Genomic DNA, 16,228 nt, shown 5'->3' with positions numbered 1-16,228 from the left:
TTCTGCGGGAGCGTTCATGCAAAAACAGATAGGCCTTGGCGTCATTTTCATATGTGTGCTGGGTGGTTTCATGATGGCGGGTGGCAAGCCCATTGCCTTGTGGCAGCCTGCCGAGCTGATCATCATCATCGGGGCTGCGGTGGGCTCCATGTTCCTAGGCAATTCAAAGGAAGTGATGCATGAGATGTGGCGGCAGATGAAGTTGTGCTTCAAATCCAACAAGGATGAAAAAGAGATCTATCGTGAGCTGCTGACCCTGATGCATCAATTGCTGGAGGAGACGCGCAACAAGGGCATGAAGGCGCTGGATGAGCACATTGAGAACCCGCAGCAGAGTTCGGTGTTTCTGATGTATCCCCAGATATCGGAAGATCCCCAGTTGCTCGGTTTCATTATCGACAACCTACGTTTGCTGGGTATGGGCAAGATCACGCCTCATGAGTTGGATACCGTGCTGGAACAGGAGATCATGGCCATCGAGGAAGACATGCTCAAGCCGGCGCACGCACTGCACAAGACCGGGGAAGCTTGTCCAGGTTTTGGGATCTTGGCAGCCGTGATGGGGATCATCATTACCATGCAGCAACTGGACGGCCCGCTGAGCAATATCGGTGTGCATGTCGCTGCAGCGCTGGTAGGCACCTTCATCGGTATCTTCCTCTGTTACTGCCTGCTTGAGCCTATCAGCAATGCCATGGAAGAGATGGTCAAACGGCGGATCGGGCTGCTCATGTGCATTAAGTCTATTCTGATCGCCCAGTTGCGCGGCAAAACCCCGCTGATCTCGGTTGACTCGGGCCGTAAGATGTTGGAGCCCGATGTGAAACCCAGCTTCCTTGAACTGGAAGATTGGGTGACCAACAGGGCCATGTAATGCGCAATCACGAACAGATCATCATCAAACGCCAGCAACGGCGTAATAGTGCGCCCAAGGGGGGCGGGGCCTGGAAAGTTGCCTTTGCTGATTTTACCTTGGCAATGATGGCATTTTTCATGGTGCTCTGGATCCTGGCTGTTTCCAGCCAGGAGGAGCGTGAAGTCGTTGCCAGCCGTTTGCGTGATTACAGCATCATGGACAGCGAGGCCAATCCATTCGATATCAGAAATAGCCCCTATCCGGTTGATCTGGGTGGTAATCCTTCTGTATTGGAAGAACTCAGTCCCAAGTTCGTAGAACAAGGGCAGAGGATGCCGAGGCACATGGAGCGGGATCGCAGTATTTTTTCTGATGGTGCCAGCGGTGGTTATGAAAGTCTGTTGGTCGGAAAAATTGAAGGCGAGGCACAGATGAAACAGCTGGCCGGTTTCATTGGCTCGCTGGCTGAGCAGATGCAGGCCAAAAATAATCTGGAGTTACAGCTGGTCCCGCAGGGTCTGCGGATCCTCATTCGTGATGATGACGAGCGGGAGATGTACAGCCGTGGCAGTGCTCGCATCAGCCCCTTCTTCAGACATATGCTGATGGCGCTGGCTCCGATTTTTCAACGCGTCGAAAATCGAGTCATGATTTCGGGTCATACCGACAGCACCCCTTTCGCGGGGGATAATTACAGTAACTGGGAGCTGTCATCCGACCGCGCCATGATGGCAAGGCGGGTATTGCTGGCCGGTGGCATGCCTCCGGAACGAGTAGGGCAGGTCGTCGCCATGTCGGATACCATGCTGGAGAATACGGCTGACCCACGGGGCAGCCAGAATCGCCGGATTGAGCTGCTGGTGATGACCAGTCAGGCAGAAAAGAATCTGGAACAACTGTTTAGCGCACAAACGCAAGCCGCCGTGAAGCAGGCCAAGGACGAAACTTCCCATGGACAACCTTGAAGTAGCGCTGTCGGGACCGAGCGAGTTCAATGATCCCCGCCGCAAGGTACCCCGCTGGTATCTACACGACGGTACTACCCCCTTGGAATCACAAAGCTGCGGCATTGCTGCGCGGTTGATGGTCTCTGGTTTGCTGTTTGACAAGAGCATTGGCAGGGCAGTGATCAAGGATATTGGACCGGGAGGCGTTGGTTTTCTGGCTCCTGCCCGTTTCATCTTGCCCGAGACTGTCAGTTTGTCTCTCTCCCCCCGGATTGTGCTCGATTGCCGTATCACCCATCGACGAGCCATCGGGCAATATCTCAGTTTCTATGGTGCCCGCTGGTCAGTTCCTGAGTCAGTTGATCTCTCACCGGTACTCAGCCACTGGCGTCACTGTTTCATGGCAACAGGGGCGGGCGCCTCGTGTCCAGCCCCAGTGGATCCTGTAACGCATCCAGATTGATCTTACCCCGACTCATATCCAATCCTCTTGCCGCTTGCAGCAACAAGGGGTCATGCAAGCTTTCCAGTGACACTGCCTTGCGAAACACCGCTTTGCTGTTTTGGTGTGTCGGGGCAGGAGAGCCTCCCCGGCTGTAGACGATGGGACAGTTGGTGATTCCGGGAGCATCGGGAAGCTGCCACGCCGGGTTCCAGCGGCTTGCTTCATTCATCGCTACCCCCTTTGTCATGGCCCACTGCAACAGGGAGCAACTGCCAGGATGCATGGCTACCTGAATATTTTCTCCTGCTTGCCAGGAGGGCAGGGTGAGGTGGTGTTGTTCTGCTCGATCAAGCAATTGGGCTAGCGCGATAAAGCGAGCCACATAGAGGCGTGTTTCCGTGGGTAACTGCAGCTCCCATACATTGCGCGTACCTGCATTGAGCACAGCTTTCAGCACTCGGCCCTCCCCCGCGTTATAGGCCGCCAGCGCCAGTAACCAATCCTGCCCAAAGAATTGATGAAGCCAGCTGAGATAGGAAAGCGCAGCATCGGTCGCAAGAGGCAAGGAGTAGCGGCCATCAAAGCTTGGCATCATGGGAATGGAGAAGCGTGCGGCTGTGTCCGGCATCAACTGCCAGGGACCTGCGGCTCCTGCTGTCGATACCACATCCAGGCGATAACTGCTCTCAATCAGTGGCAAAAAGGCCAGCATACTGGGCAACTTGCGAGCGCTAACCTGTTGTTCTACCCAGCGGATCATTGGCTGGGATTGCGCCAGTCGTCTTTGCAGGTGATCTCGTTGCTTCAACAGAAACTGGGTTTGCTGAGTGACCAGATCAGCTCCTTTTCCTTGTATTGGGGTAGGAAAACCAGCCTGCCAATGATAGTTATGATAGGAATAACAATAAGGCGGAGTCATTAGCAGTACGCTAACTAGCCAGCGGATAGCTCGAGTCATGATATGGGGGAAAGGCAAGCAGCGCTAAAAAATAAAAACATGATGTATCTCAACAGTTTTCGATAGTTTTTGTCGACTGTTCATGTGGAATCCAGGATGTGATAAGCATGATAGCACGAGTAAAAAAGACCCCAAAAGCGGGCAAGGCGATCCAGAAATTTCTACTGTATTTGATTCTCGCCAATTTTGTATTGATGGGACTTTATGTCGTGCATGCCGGAGAGCTGGCATTTGGTACCAATATCCTGCTGACGTTCCTGCTGATTATCTACAATCTGCTGCTTTGCCAGCTGGTCTGCCTGCGAGCTCGACGTGCCGGGGATGGCTACATCATTTATCCCGTGGTCGGTGTTAGCATCATCTTGTGTGCCGTGGTGTTGTTCCGCTTCATTATTTCCCCCTGACAGAGTCGGCATTCAGGTCGACAGCTAATTAATCGATACACCTCTTGCGCAAATAACTTGTGGAAAATCAACTCATTTAATCCTCGCTGCTGAAACGCTGCGTCAATATGTTCCCCATGCCCGAGATCCTCGCTTGAAAAGCCCTCAGCACGTCCTTAAACTTCAAGGTGGGGAAAAGTGGATCAAAGTGGTTTTTATCGGGCGGTTTGCCCCCTTTAACTCATTTTCAGGGACTGCAATTTGTTGCGTGGTGCGCATGCCATCAGCCTCGACAGCAAGGGGCGATTGGCGATTCCGACCAAGTACCGTGATTGGCTGCGCGACGAAAGCGAGGGTCAGCTGGTCTGCACCATCGATATTGCCCATCCCTGCCTGTTGCTTTACCCCCTGAACGAATGGGAAGAGATCGAGCGCAAGCTCAAGACGCTCTCCAGCATGAATCCCCTTGAGCGCCGCCTGCAGCGGCTGTTGCTTGGGCATGCGACCGAATGCGAGCTGGACGGCAATGGCCGTCTGCTGCTCAGCCAGCCACTGCGCAGCCACGCCGGGCTGGACAAGAAGATCATGTTGGTGGGCCAGCTCAACAAGTTTGAGCTGTGGGATGAAGCCCGCTGGCAACAACAGGTCAATGATGACATTCAGGGCTTGCCCGAAGACGACTGGGCAAGCTCGCCACGACTACAGGATTTCTCTTTATAAATGACCCAAGCCGCTGAACACATCACAGTGCTGCTGCACGAAGCCGTTGAAGGGCTGGCCATCAAGCCGGACGGCATCTACGTCGACGGTACGTTTGGCCGGGGTGGTCACTCTCGTCTCATTCTCCAGCAGCTTGGCCCCAACGGCCGGCTGATCGCCATTGATAGGGATCCCCAAGCCATTGCCGAAGCGGCCAAGATCCAGGATCCGCGCTTCGAAATCGTGCACGGCCCCTTCTCCGGTATTGCCTCCTACCTGGATGAACGTGGCCTGCTGGGCAAGGTAGACGGTTTCCTGCTGGATCTGGGGGTCTCTTCTCCCCAGCTAGACGATGCCGAGCGCGGTTTCAGCTTCATGAAGGACGGTCCGCTCGACATGCGGATGGACCCCACCTCCGGTCAGAGCGCCGCCGAATGGCTGGCTCGTGCCGACGTGGACGACATTGCCTGGGTGCTGAAGACCTTCGGTGAGGAGCGTTTCGCCAAGAAGATCGCCCGTGCCATCGTGCACGATCGGGTGACCGAGCCCTATGTCCGCACCCGTCAACTGGCGGAGATGATTGCCCGCGTCAATCCGAGCAAGGAGAAGGGCAAGCACGCCGCCACCCGCAGCTTCCAGGCCATCCGCATCTACATCAACAGCGAGCTGGACGAGATCGAGACAGCGCTCAACGGTGCCCTGCAGGTGCTGGCACCGGAAGGTCGTCTCTCTGTCATCAGCTTCCACTCGCTGGAAGATCGGCTGGTGAAGCATTTCATTCGCAAGCATGAGAAAGGGCCGGAAGTGCCGCACGGCATTCCGTTGACCGAGGCCCAGTTGGCTGGCGGTCGCAAATTGAAGTCGGTCGGCAAGGCGCTCAAGCCTTCCGAGCACGAGGTCAATGAAAACAGCCGATCCCGCAGCTCGGTGCTGCGGGTCGCCCAGCGGTTGGCGGAGTAAGCCATGAGCGAGGTGCGCGTCCATCTGGCCAGGGAGATCCTCGGTGATCTCTGGCGACACAAGCTGCAGGTGGTGCTGGCCATCGCCGTGCTGATCACCGCCTTTGCAGTGATCCTGGTGACCAACATGACCCGCGGTCTGACGGCCAAGCAGAACGACCTGATGGCGGAGGAGGATCGGCTCAATATCGAATGGCGGCACCTGTTGCTGGAGCAGGGCACGCTGGCCGAGCACTCCCGGGTGGCGAGTCTGGCCATGGACAAGTTGCAGATGGCTCGCCCGCTGGTGACCACCGAGAAGGTAATTACACAACCATGAAACGCAAGGCTTCCGCCAAGGCCCAACCCAAGGTCAAAGCTCCGTCACTCTATCCGTGGCGCTTTCGCACGCTGGTGTTCTTCATCGGCATTGCGTTTGCCGGCTTGATCCTGCGACTGGCCTGGATCCAGGTGATCGACCCGGATCGGCTGCGTCAGGAAGGGGACATGCGTTCGCTGCGTACCACTGCCACTCAGGCGGTGCGCGGCATGATCACCGATCGCAACGGCGAGCAGCTGGCTGTGTCGGTTCCTGTGGAAGCCGTCTGGGCCGATCCCAAGACGGTGCACGAGTCTGGCGCCATCCATAACGAGCGGGCCTGGCTGGCCCTGTCCGCCGTGCTCAAGCTCGACATCAACACTCTCAAGCACCGCATCTCCAACCCGAGCAAGCGCTTCGTCTACCTGCAGCGTCAGGTGACGCCGGCGGTGGCGGAATACATCAAGGGCCTCAAGCTGGGCGGCATCTATCTGCGCCCCGAGGCGCGCCGTTTCTACCCGACCGGCGAGATCAGCGCCCACCTGGTGGGGGTAACCAACATCGACGGTAGCGGCATCGAGGGGATAGAGCGCAGCTACAACGAGTGGCTGACGGCAACCCCTGGTGAGATGCGTGTGCGCAAGGACAGGCAGGGCCGGGTCATCGAGCGGCTTGGTCTGGTCAAAGAGGGCAAGAACGCCAACGACCTGCAACTGAGCATCGATCAACGGGTGCAGGCGCTGGCCTACCGGGCGCTCAAGCGCGCCACCGACGAGAACAAGGCGACCTCCGGCTCCATGGTGATGCTGGACGTCAAGACCGGCGAGGTGCTCGCCATGGTCAACACCCCCTCCTACAACCCCAATAATCGCGGTCAGTATCAGAGTTTCCGGGTACGCAACCGGGTGGTGACCGATACCTATGAGCCGGGCTCCACCGTCAAGCCGCTGATCCTGCTCAGCGCCCTGCAAGCCGGCGTTACCAGCTGGAAGGACACCATTCCGGGTGGCCCGCTCTTTATCGGGGCCAAGCAGATCCGCGACGTGAGTATCCACAAGGCGACCAACCTGTACGACATCCTGCGCTACTCCTCCAACATCGGCATGTCGCGCATCGCGCTGCGGATGCCGGCGCAGGAGATGATCAACACCCTCAGCATGGTGGGCTTCGGGATGGACACCGGTAGCGGTCTGATGGGCGAAAGCAGCGGCATGCTGCCCCAGCGCCGGCGCTGGTCCGATATCGAACGGGCCACCCTGTCGTTCGGTTATGGCCTGCGGGTCACCCCGCTACAGCTGGCCTCCGCCTATGCCACCCTGGCCAACAAGGGCAAGCGGGTGCCGCTCTCCATCGTCAAGGTGACCGAGCCGCCCAAGGGGGAGCAGGTCATCGATCACAACAACGCCACCGCCATGTTGCAGGCGCTGGAGTACGTGGTCAGCAATGCCATTCCCAAAGCGCAGATCCCCGGTTACCGGGTCGGCGGCAAGAGTGGTACCGCCAAGGTCGCGGTCGCGGGTGGCTACGGCAAGGATTACATGGCCTGGTTCGCCGGTTTCGCCCCGGCCAGCAATCCCCGTTTCGTCATGGTAGTGGTGATCAACGAGCCCAAGGGCGACGCCTACTACGGTGGCGCCGTGGCAACGCCGCCGTTTGCCGAGGCCATGGGCGGGGTGCTGCAGCTCTTCAATATTCGTCCTGACGCGGTGCCGCCTGCGGTGCCCACCAAACTTGCCCGTACGGAGGCTTCCAATGTTGTCCCGCGCACTTGATCAACTGATGCGCCCCTTTGGCATTACTGCCCCGGCGCTCGCGCTTACCGACATCCAGCTGGACAGTCGGCAGGTCGGGCCCGGTTGTCTCTTCGTGGCGATTCGCGGGCATCAGGTGGATGGCAGACGGTTTATCGAACAGGCGGTGGCTCAGGGAGCGACCGCCGTACTGTTTGAAGAGGACGGTGAATTCGTGGCACCGGTGCTGAGCGTGCCTTGTCTCGGGATCCCGGATCTGCCAGCCAGGCTCTCCGAGCTGGCCGGCTATTGCTACGACCAGCCGGCCAGCAAGCTGGATCTGGTGGGCATCACCGGCACCAACGGCAAGAGCACCACGGCGCTGCTGGTGGCCAACTGGCGCACCCTGCTGGGGGGCAAGGCCGGGGTGATGGGCACCATTGGCAACGGCCTGTTCGGCGAGCTGGTGGAAGCGGAAAACACCACCGGCAGCGCGGTGCAGGTGCAGGCCAATCTGGCCGCTCTGCAAGCGCAGGGGGCGGATCTGGTGGCGATGGAGGTGTCCAGCCACGGCCTGGTACAGCATCGCGTCGCGGCCCTGCCGTTTGCCGCCGCCGTGTTCACCAACCTGAGCCGGGATCATCTGGACTATCACGGCACCATGGAGGCCTACGGCGCCGCCAAGGAAGAGCTGCTGAAACTGGTGGACGAACCCTGCGCCGTGCTCAATGCCGACGACCGGTTGGGCCGCCAATGGCTGGCCGCCTATCCGGCCGCCGTGGCGTTCAGCGTGCACGGCCCGGTGGCCGGTCACCCGGGGCGACAGCTGACGGCGCAGGGTCCCCATTTCCACCAGCAAGGTTTTCGCACGCAGATTAACTCCAGCTGGGGGAATGGTGTATTATCCGCCCCCTTGCTCGGGCGCTTCAACGTCAGCAACGTGCTGGCCGCGATGGGCGCCATGCTGGTGCTCGGTTATGACTTCGACGAGCTGCTGGCCAGCGCGCCGCAACTGCAGCCGGTAACCGGCCGCATGGAGTGCTTCGGTGGCGGCAAGGCGCCGCTCGCCGTGGTCGATTACGCCCACACGCCGGATGCGCTGGAGAAGGCCTTGCAGGCCCTGCGGGTGCACTGTGAAGGGCGGCTCTGGTGCCTGGTGGGCTGTGGTGGCGACAGGGATCGCGGCAAGCGTCCCATGATGGCCGCCATGGCAGAGCTGCATGCGGATCGCGTGATCCTGACCGATGACAATCCCCGTACCGAGGAGCCGGCCCGGATAATGGCCGACATGGTGGCGGGTCTTCGCGATCCCGGCGCCGTGCAGATCGAGCACGACAGGACCAAGGCAATCCAGCTGGCACTGAGCCAGGCGAGCAAACAGGACATCATCCTGGTGGCCGGTAAAGGCCACGAGGATTATCAGATCATTGGAACCGACAAGCGGCACTACAGCGACCGGGAAACCGTCGCGGCCGCCTTGCACACATTATTGGAGTCATTCGCATGATGACCCTCAGGCTTGCCGAGCTGGCGCAGGTACTCGATGCCCGTCTGATTGGTGAAGACGGAGCGATCACGGCTGTCAGCACCGACACCCGTACCCTGGGCGCAGGTGCGCTGTTTGTTGCGCTGCGCGGCGAGCGTTTCGATGCCCACGATTTCTGCGAGCAGGCCGTGGCCGCCGGGGCATCGGCCCTGCTGGTCGAGCGTGAACTGCCGTTGGCGATCCCCCAGCTGGTGGTGGCCGACAGTCTCAAGGGACTGGGTCGCCTCGGCCGGCTGGTGCGCGAGCGGATCAACCCGAAAGTGCTGGCCATCACCGGCAGCTGTGGCAAGACCACGGTGAAGGAGATGGCGACCGCCATCCTGCGTCAGGAAGGGGAAGTGCTGGCCACCGCCGGCAACTTCAACAACGAAGTGGGGGTGCCGCTGACCCTGCTGCGCCTCGAGCCGCAACACCGGTTTGCGGTGATGGAGCTGGGGGCCAACCACCCGGGCGAGATCGCCTGGACCACCTCGCTGGCGAAACCCGATGCCGCCATCATCAACAACGTGGCGGCCGCGCACCTGGAGGGCTTCGGCTCGCTGGAAGGGGTATTCCACGCCAAGAGCGAAATCTTCGAGGGGCTGGGCGAGGGCGGCACCGCCATCGTCAATGCCGACAACGAATTCTGGTCGAAGTGGCAGGCTCGCGGGATCCACTGCGCCTTCTCCATCAAGGATCAGCGTCAGCCGTTCCACGCCAGCAACGTGGTGATCAACCAGCAGGGTTGTGCCGAGTTCGTCATGGTGACCCCGCAGGGTGAAGTGAGCCTGACCCTGGCCATTCCGGGCCGCCACAACGTGGCGAACGCCCTGGCCGCCGCCGCCGGCACGCTGGCGCTCGGCGCCTTGCTCGCCTCGGTCAAGGCCGGGCTCGAGCAGATGGCGCCGGTCAAGGGCCGTTTCTGCGTCCAGCGCTGGGGTGGTCTCACCCTGGTGGACGACACCTACAACGCCAGCGTGGAGTCCGTACTGGCGGGCATCGATGCCCTGACCGCCATGAGCGGCTACAAGGTGCTGGTGTTCGGTGACATGAAGGAGTTGGGCGAGGAGTCCGCCGAGCAGCACGCCCGGGTCGGACGCCACGCCAGCGAGCGCGGCCTCGATGCCGTGCTGACCGTAGGGGAACAGAGTCGCCACACCGCAGATGCCGCGGCTGGCCGACATTTCGATAACAAGGCGTCGTTGTTTGAAGTGCTTGCGCAAATGATAAATACACATCAAGAAATCGCGATCCTGGTCAAGGGTGCCCGCGGCTCCCGCATGGAAGATATCGTCGAGATGGTCAAAGACCGTCAGGAGTCAGCCACATGCTAGTCTGGCTGGCGGAACTGCTCACCCCGCACTTCACCTTCTTCAACGTCTTCTCCTACCTGACGTTTCGCGCCATCCTGTCGATCATCACCGGCCTGGTGGTGGCGCTCTGGATGGGGCCGCGCCTCATCCGCCGATTGCAGATCCTCAAATTCGGCCAGGTGATCCGCAATGACGGTCCCGAGTCGCACCTGAGCAAGAAAGGCACCCCGACCATGGGCGGCCTGATGATCATCGCCGCCATCTTCATCTCGGTGCTGCTCTGGTGTCGCCTCGACAACCCCTATGTCTGGCTGGTGCTGTTCGTGCTGGGCGCCTATGGCGCCATCGGCTTCGCCGATGACTACCTCAAAGTGGTGCGCAAGAACACCGACGGCCTGATCGCCCGCTGGAAGTACTTCTGGCAATCCGCCGTTGCGCTGGGGGTGGCCGTGTTCCTTTACGCCACCGCCACTCACGACGGTCAGACCCAGCTGGTGGTGCCCTTCCTCAAAGACGTGATGCCGCAACTCGGGCTGATGTTCATCGTACTGACCTACTTCGTCATCGTCGGCACCTCCAATGCGGTCAATCTCACAGATGGCCTGGATGGTCTCGCCATCATGCCGACCGTGATGGTGGCGGGGGGCTTCGCCTTCATCGCCTGGGCCACCGGCAACGTCAATTTCGCCAACTACCTGCATATTCCCTATGTGCCCTATACCTCCGAGCTGGTGATCGTCTGTACCGCCATCGTCGGGGCGGGTCTGGGTTTCCTCTGGTTCAATACCTATCCCGCCCAGGTGTTCATGGGGGACGTGGGCTCCCTGGCGCTGGGCGGCGCGCTCGGCACCATCGCCGTGCTGGTGCGTCAGGAGTTTCTGCTGGTGATCATGGGCGGCGTCTTCGTGATGGAGACCGTCTCGGTGATCCTGCAGGTGGGGTCCTACAAGCTGCGCGGCGTGCGCATCTTCCGCATGGCACCGATCCATCACCACTATGAGAAGAAGGGCTGGCCGGAGCCGCGCGTCATCGTGCGCTTCTGGATCATCACTCTCATGCTGGTGCTGCTCGGCCTCGCCACCCTGAAGGTGAGGTAAGCCATGGTCATCATCATCGGACTCGGCAAAACCGGACTCTCCTGCGTCGACTACTTCCTCAGCCGTGGCGTGACGCCGCTGGTGATGGACACCCGCGCCAATCCGCCGGGCAAGGACGAGCTGCCCCCCGAGGTGGAACTCATCCACGGGCTGGATGGCGAGCTGCTCAAGCAGGCGCACATGATAGTGGCGAGCCCGGGCATTGCCCTGGCAACGCCGGAACTGCAAGCGGCTGCCGAGTTTGGGGTGCGCATCGTCGGCGACATCGAGCTGTTCGTGCGCGAGACCCAGGTGCCGGTGATCGCCATCACCGGCTCCAACGGCAAGAGCACGGTCACCACCCTGGTGGGCGAGATGATCGCCGAAGCCGGCCTCAAGGTCGGGGTGGGTGGCAACATCGGCACGCCGGCGCTCGAGCTGCTCAAGCAGCCGATGGATCTCTGCGTGCTGGAGCTCTCCAGCTTCCAGCTGGAGACCACCCACAGCCTGCGCGCCGCCGCCTCCGTGGTATTGAACCTCAGTGAAGATCATATGGATCGCTATCAGGGCATGGCCGACTATCGCGCCGCCAAGATGGAGATCCATCAGCACTCACAGCACATCCTGATCAATCGCGACGATGCCCAGACCCTGCCCGACGTGGGGCAGGTGTGGCAGAGCTTCGGCCTTGACTGCAACGGTTACGGTCGCTGCGAGCTGGATGGCCGTCACTGGCTGACCCTGCACGGCGAGCCGTTGCTGGCGGTGGACGAGATGAAGATCGTCGGCGCCCACAACCAGGCCAACGCGCTGGCCGCCATGGCCCTGTGCGATGCGGTCGGTATCCCGCGCGAGCCGCAGTTGCGAGTACTGCGCCGTTTCGAGGGGTTGCCCCACCGTGCCCGCTTCGTGCGGGAGGTAAACGGGGTGCGCTGGATCAACGACTCCAAGGCCACCAACGTGGGGGCGACCCTGGCTGCCGTGGCCGGGGTGCGCGAGTCGGTGAAGGGCCGTCTGCTGCTGCTGGCCGGTGGTCAGGGCAAGGGCCAGGATTTCGGCCCGGTGCAGGCGCTGCTCGGCAGCCAGATCGATCACATGTACTGTTTCGGCCAGGATGCCGAGGTGCTGCTGGCGCTGGGCGAGCAGACCGAGCGTGTGGCGGATCTGGATGCCGCGGTTGCCAAGGCGGCCGCCGATGCCAGACCTGGCGACTGGGTGCTGCTGGCGCCGGCCTGCGCCAGCCTGGACCAATTCAAGTCTTTCGAAGCGCGCGGTGATCGTTTCACCGAGCTGGTACAGAAGTTATGAACGCCCTTCGCGCAGTCGCAGGCTTCTTGCAGCGCTGGCTGTTGCCGGCGCGCCCTGCCGGTCTCTATGACCGGCAGCTGGTCGTGCTGGCGCTGGCGCTGATGGCGGTGGGTCTGGTGATCGTGGCTTCCGCCTCGATCCCGGAGGGGATCGCCATCAACAACGATCCCTTCATGTTCGTGAAGCGTCACGGCCTGTTTCTGCTGATGGCGCTCGGCATCTCCTGGTTCGTGCTGCAGGTGCCGATGGCGCGCTGGCAGCACTACAACGGCCCCATGCTGCTGCTGGCCATCGTCATGCTGGTGCTGGTGTTGCTGGTGGGCCGCAGCGTCAACGGCTCGGTGCGCTGGTTGCCGCTTGGCCCCTTCAACCTGCAGCCGGCCGAGTTCGGCAAGCTGGCGCTGTTCGTCTATCTGGCGGGTTATCTGGTGCGCCGTCAGAGCGAGGTGCGCGAGCGCTTCATCGGTTTCATGAAGCCGATGGCGGTGTTGTTCGTAGTGGCCATCCTGCTGCTGGCCCAGCCCGATCTGGGCTCGGTGGTGGTGATGTTCGTCACCTCGCTCGGCATGCTGTTCCTGGCCGGCGCCCGCCTGGTGCAGTTCATCGGTCTCATCCTGGTGGGGGTGAGCGCCGTGGTGACCCTGATCATCGCCGAGCCGTACCGGATGCGACGGGTGACCTCTTTCCTCGACCCCTGGGCCGATCCGTTCGGCAGCGGCTACCAGCTGACCCAGTCGCTAATGGCCTTCGGCCGTGGTAGCTGGTTTGGCGAGGGGCTTGGCAACTCCATCCAGAAGATGGAGTACCTGCCGGAGGCACACACCGACTTCGTGTTCGCCATCCTGGGTGAAGAGCTGGGCTATGTGGGCGTGCTGGGCGCGCTGTTTCTCATCTTTGCGCTGGCAATCAAGGCGCTCAAGCTGGGGCACCAGGCGCTGGTGGCCGAGCGACTGTATGAAGGCTATCTGGCCATCGGCATCGGCATCTGGTTCAGCTTCCAGACCTTCGTCAACGTGGGGGCAGCCAGCGGCATGATGCCGACCAAGGGGCTGACCCTGCCGCTGGTCAGTTATGGTGGTTCGAGCCTCATCATCATGATGGTGGCGGTGAGCATGTTGATTCGTATCGATTTCGAGTTGCGCCAGGCCAGTGCCCAGGCGCGCGTGCGGGAGGTTTAGTGAGCAAGACGCTGTTGGTGATGGCAGGCGGTACCGGGGGCCATGTGTTCCCCGGCTTGGCCGTGGCTGATCGCCTCAAGGCCCAGGGCTGGACCATTCACTGGCTCGGTACCGCCGACCGGATGGAGGCCGAGCTGGTGCCTGCCCATGGTTACCCCATCTCCTTCATCGATATCCAGGGAGTGCGTGGCAACGGCATCAAGCGTCTGCTGGTGGCGCCCTATCGCATCGTCAAATCCGTGCTGCAGGCGCGCCGGGTGCTCAAGACCATTCGCCCCGACGTGGTGCTCGGCATGGGCGGCTTTGCCTCCGGCCCGGGTGGCGTGGCGGCCTGGCTGTCCGGCATCCCGCTGCTGCTGCACGAGCAGAATGCTGCTGCAGGCCTGACCAACAAGTTGCTGGCTCGCCTCGCCAAGCGGGTGCTGATGGCATTTCCGGGCGCCTTCGCGCCGAGCCGTCGCACCGCCGTGGTGGGCAACCCGGTACGCCCTGAAGTGGTGGCGCTGCCGGATCCTCAACTGCGCAGCGGCGCTGAGCCACTGCGGTTGCTGATCGTCGGTGGCAGCCTGGGGGCCCGGGTGCTCAACGAACAGGTGCCGCCAGCGGTGGCGGCGGCTGGTGTACCCATCGAGGTACGTCACCAGTGTGGCAAGGGCAATCGGGATGCCGTGGCCGAAGCCTACGCCAAGCAGGGTGTTGCGGCTGAAGTGAGTGAATTTATCAAGGACATGGCCGGTGCCTATGCCTGGGCCGATCTGGTGGTGTGCCGGGCGGGGGCGCTGACCGTCTCCGAAGTGGCTGCCGCCGGGGTCGCTGCCATTTTTGTACCACTGCCCCACGCGGTGGATGATCACCAGACCCGTAACGCCCTGACCCTGGTCGACGGTGGTGCGGCTGAATTCCTGCCCCAATCCGAGCTGACGACGGCCTCGCTGGCTGCGCGTCTCTCCTGGCTTGCCGGGCGCAGGGAAACCCTATTGAACATGGCCCAGGCCGCCCGTCGCGTGGCCATTACCGATGCCGCCGAGCGGGTTGCCGACGAGTGCAAACGCCTGGCGACCGGGCAGATTGAGAGAGAACTATGACCAAGGTTGAACTGGCAAAACTGCGTACCGTTATCCCTGAAATGCGCCGCGTGCGTCGCATCCACTTCATCGGCATCGGTGGTGCCGGGATGGGCGGTATCGCCGAAGTACTTGCCAACGAAGGGTATCAGGTAACCGGCTCGGATCTGGCCCGCAATGCGGTGACCGAGCGACTCGAGTCCCTTGGTGCCCACATCTTCGTCGGCCACAGTGCCGAGCACGTGAACGAGGCGAGCGTGGTGGTGGTCTCCACCGCCATCAAGCAGGACAACCCCGAGCTGCTGGCCGCCCGCGAGCTGCGCATCCCCGTGGTGCGCCGCGCCGAGATGCTGGCCGAGCTGATGCGCTTCCGCCACGGCATCGCCATCGCCGGCACTCACGGCAAGACCACCACCACCAGCCTGGTGGCGAGCATCTATGCCGAAGCGGATCGGGATCCGACCTTCGTCATCGGTGGTTTGCTCAACAGCGCCGGCACCAATGCCCGCCTGGGTAGCAGCCGCTATCTGATTGCCGAGGCGGACGAGAGCGACGCCTCCTTCCTGCATCTGCAGCCGATGGTCTCCATCGTGACCAACATCGAAGCGGATCACATGGATACCTATGGTGGCGATTTCTCCAAGCTGAAGGCCACCTTCATCGACTTCCTGCACAACCTGCCGTTCTACGGGCTGGCCGTGGTGTGCGTGGATGACCCGGTGATCCGCGGCATGCTGCCGGAGATCGCCCGTCCCACCATCACCTATGGCCTGAGTGATGATGCCGATGTACAGGTGCTGGACTTCGTGCAGACCAGCAACCGCAGTCGCTTCCAGGTGCGCCGCAAAGATGCCGGCGAGCTGGAGGTGACCCTCAATCTGCCCGGCATTCACAACGCGCTCAATGCCGCCGCGGCGATTGCGGTCGCCACCGAGGACGGGATCGGCGATGATGCCATCATCCGGGCGCTGGCCAAGTTTGAAGGGGTGGGTCGCCGCTTCCAGCAATATGGCGAGTTCGAGACCGGTCGCGGCAGGGCCATGCTGGTGGATGACTACGGTCACCACCCGAGCGAGGTCAAGGTCACCATCAATGCAGCTCGCGCCGGCTGGCCCGAGAAGCGGTTGGTGATGGTGTTCCAGCCGCACCGCTACACCCGCACCCGCGATCTCTACGAAGACTTCGCGGACGTGCTCTCCAAGGTGGACGTGCTGGTGATGCTGGAGGTTTATGCCGCCGGTGAAGAGCCCATTCCGGGCGCCGATGGCCGTGCCCTGTGCCGCTCCATCCGCTCCCGCGGCAGCCTGGAGCCCATCTTTGTCGCGACGCCGGACGATGTGCCGGCGGTGCTGGCCGGGCTGGTCGGCGAGGGCGATCTGGTACTGACCCAGGGGGCAGGGAACGTCGGCGCACTGGCTCGCCGTCTCGGCGAGATGAAATTGAGCATCGAGAGCATGAAATCCGGCGCCTGAGGGCCCAATGAGTATTT

15 protein-coding genes are annotated in these 16,228 nt (G+C 61.6%); 14 read left to right on the top strand and 1 reads right to left on the bottom strand.

The window, feature by feature from the left end; genetic code table 11:
* The first annotated feature begins 16 nt into the window (after window positions 1–16).
* Window positions 17–874 carry a lateral flagellar motor stator protein LafT gene (gene lafT, locus E5E96_RS04975; RefSeq protein WP_017409423.1) on the top strand — a complete coding sequence of 286 codons (858 nt, stop codon included), beginning with the start codon at window positions 17–19 and terminating at the stop codon, window positions 872–874.
* Window positions 874–1,821: a lateral flagellar motor protein LafU gene (gene lafU / locus E5E96_RS04970; RefSeq protein ID WP_017409424.1), complete on the top strand. Its 948-nt coding sequence runs from the start codon at window positions 874–876 to the stop codon at window positions 1,819–1,821. The genes lafT and lafU overlap by 1 nt, the downstream gene beginning before the upstream one ends.
* Window positions 1,822–2,201: 380 nt before the next feature.
* Here the strand turns inward: lafU and E5E96_RS04965 are convergent, their stop codons facing one another.
* Window positions 2,202–3,056, bottom strand: coding sequence for a lytic transglycosylase domain-containing protein (locus tag E5E96_RS04965; RefSeq protein ID WP_171283202.1), 855 nt, complete (start codon window positions 3,054–3,056; stop codon window positions 2,202–2,204).
* Window positions 3,057–3,313: 257 nt separating this feature from the next.
* Here E5E96_RS04965 and E5E96_RS04960 point away from each other — a divergent pair, with 257 nt between their 5' ends.
* From E5E96_RS04960 to murC, 12 genes are all read left to right on the top strand, one after another.
* A complete protein-coding gene (locus E5E96_RS04960; protein WP_017409426.1) occupies window positions 3,314–3,610 on the top strand; it encodes a hypothetical protein in 297 nt (98 codons plus the stop codon).
* Window positions 3,611–3,850: 240 nt separating this feature from the next.
* A complete protein-coding gene (mraZ, locus tag E5E96_RS04955) occupies window positions 3,851–4,309 on the top strand; it encodes a division/cell wall cluster transcriptional repressor MraZ (RefSeq protein ID WP_005305730.1) in 459 nt (152 codons plus the stop codon).
* The gene (gene rsmH / locus E5E96_RS04950) at window positions 4,310–5,248 is read left to right on the top strand and encodes a 16S rRNA (cytosine(1402)-N(4))-methyltransferase RsmH (protein ID WP_011707587.1); all 939 of its coding nucleotides are present in this window, start codon (window positions 4,310–4,312) and stop codon (window positions 5,246–5,248) included.
* A 3-nt stretch (window positions 5,249–5,251) separates the two neighbouring features.
* Window positions 5,252–5,566: a cell division protein FtsL gene (ftsL, locus tag E5E96_RS04945; protein WP_005305726.1), complete on the top strand. Its 315-nt coding sequence runs from the start codon at window positions 5,252–5,254 to the stop codon at window positions 5,564–5,566.
* Window positions 5,563–7,317, top strand: coding sequence for a peptidoglycan glycosyltransferase FtsI (locus tag E5E96_RS04940; protein WP_011707586.1), 1,755 nt, complete (start codon window positions 5,563–5,565; stop codon window positions 7,315–7,317). The genes ftsL and E5E96_RS04940 overlap by 4 nt, the downstream gene beginning before the upstream one ends.
* Window positions 7,298–8,782 carry a UDP-N-acetylmuramoyl-L-alanyl-D-glutamate--2,6-diaminopimelate ligase gene (gene murE, locus E5E96_RS04935; RefSeq protein ID WP_171281666.1) on the top strand — a complete coding sequence of 495 codons (1,485 nt, stop codon included), beginning with the start codon at window positions 7,298–7,300 and terminating at the stop codon, window positions 8,780–8,782. The genes E5E96_RS04940 and murE overlap by 20 nt, the downstream gene beginning before the upstream one ends.
* On the top strand, window positions 8,779–10,134 hold the full coding sequence (murF, locus tag E5E96_RS04930) for a UDP-N-acetylmuramoyl-tripeptide--D-alanyl-D-alanine ligase (RefSeq protein WP_171281665.1): 1,356 nt from the start codon (window positions 8,779–8,781) through the stop codon (window positions 10,132–10,134). Before murE ends, murF begins: the two co-directional genes overlap by 4 nt.
* Entirely contained in the window at window positions 10,128–11,210 is a 1,083-nt protein-coding gene (mraY, locus tag E5E96_RS04925; protein ID WP_011707583.1) for a phospho-N-acetylmuramoyl-pentapeptide-transferase, read from the top strand. The genes murF and mraY overlap by 7 nt, the downstream gene beginning before the upstream one ends.
* A gap of 3 nt (window positions 11,211–11,213) precedes the next feature.
* Entirely contained in the window at window positions 11,214–12,497 is a 1,284-nt protein-coding gene (murD, locus tag E5E96_RS04920; protein WP_171281664.1) for a UDP-N-acetylmuramoyl-L-alanine--D-glutamate ligase, read from the top strand.
* On the top strand, window positions 12,494–13,675 hold the full coding sequence (gene ftsW / locus E5E96_RS04915) for a cell division protein FtsW (RefSeq protein ID WP_016352178.1): 1,182 nt from the start codon (window positions 12,494–12,496) through the stop codon (window positions 13,673–13,675). The genes murD and ftsW overlap by 4 nt, the downstream gene beginning before the upstream one ends.
* Window positions 13,675–14,760, top strand: coding sequence for an undecaprenyldiphospho-muramoylpentapeptide beta-N-acetylglucosaminyltransferase (murG, locus tag E5E96_RS04910; RefSeq protein ID WP_011707580.1), 1,086 nt, complete (start codon window positions 13,675–13,677; stop codon window positions 14,758–14,760). Before ftsW ends, murG begins: the two co-directional genes overlap by 1 nt.
* Window positions 14,757–16,211, top strand: coding sequence for a UDP-N-acetylmuramate--L-alanine ligase (murC, locus tag E5E96_RS04905; protein ID WP_171281663.1), 1,455 nt, complete (start codon window positions 14,757–14,759; stop codon window positions 16,209–16,211). Before murG ends, murC begins: the two co-directional genes overlap by 4 nt.
* Window positions 16,212–16,228 lie beyond the last annotated feature (17 nt).

This window comes from Aeromonas sp. 1805, from assembly GCF_013085525.1.
GTDB lineage: Bacteria > Pseudomonadota > Gammaproteobacteria > Enterobacterales > Aeromonadaceae > Aeromonas > Aeromonas hydrophila.
Note: the sequence above shows the minus strand (reverse complement) of the source record. Positions and strands in the feature narration are given on the sequence as shown.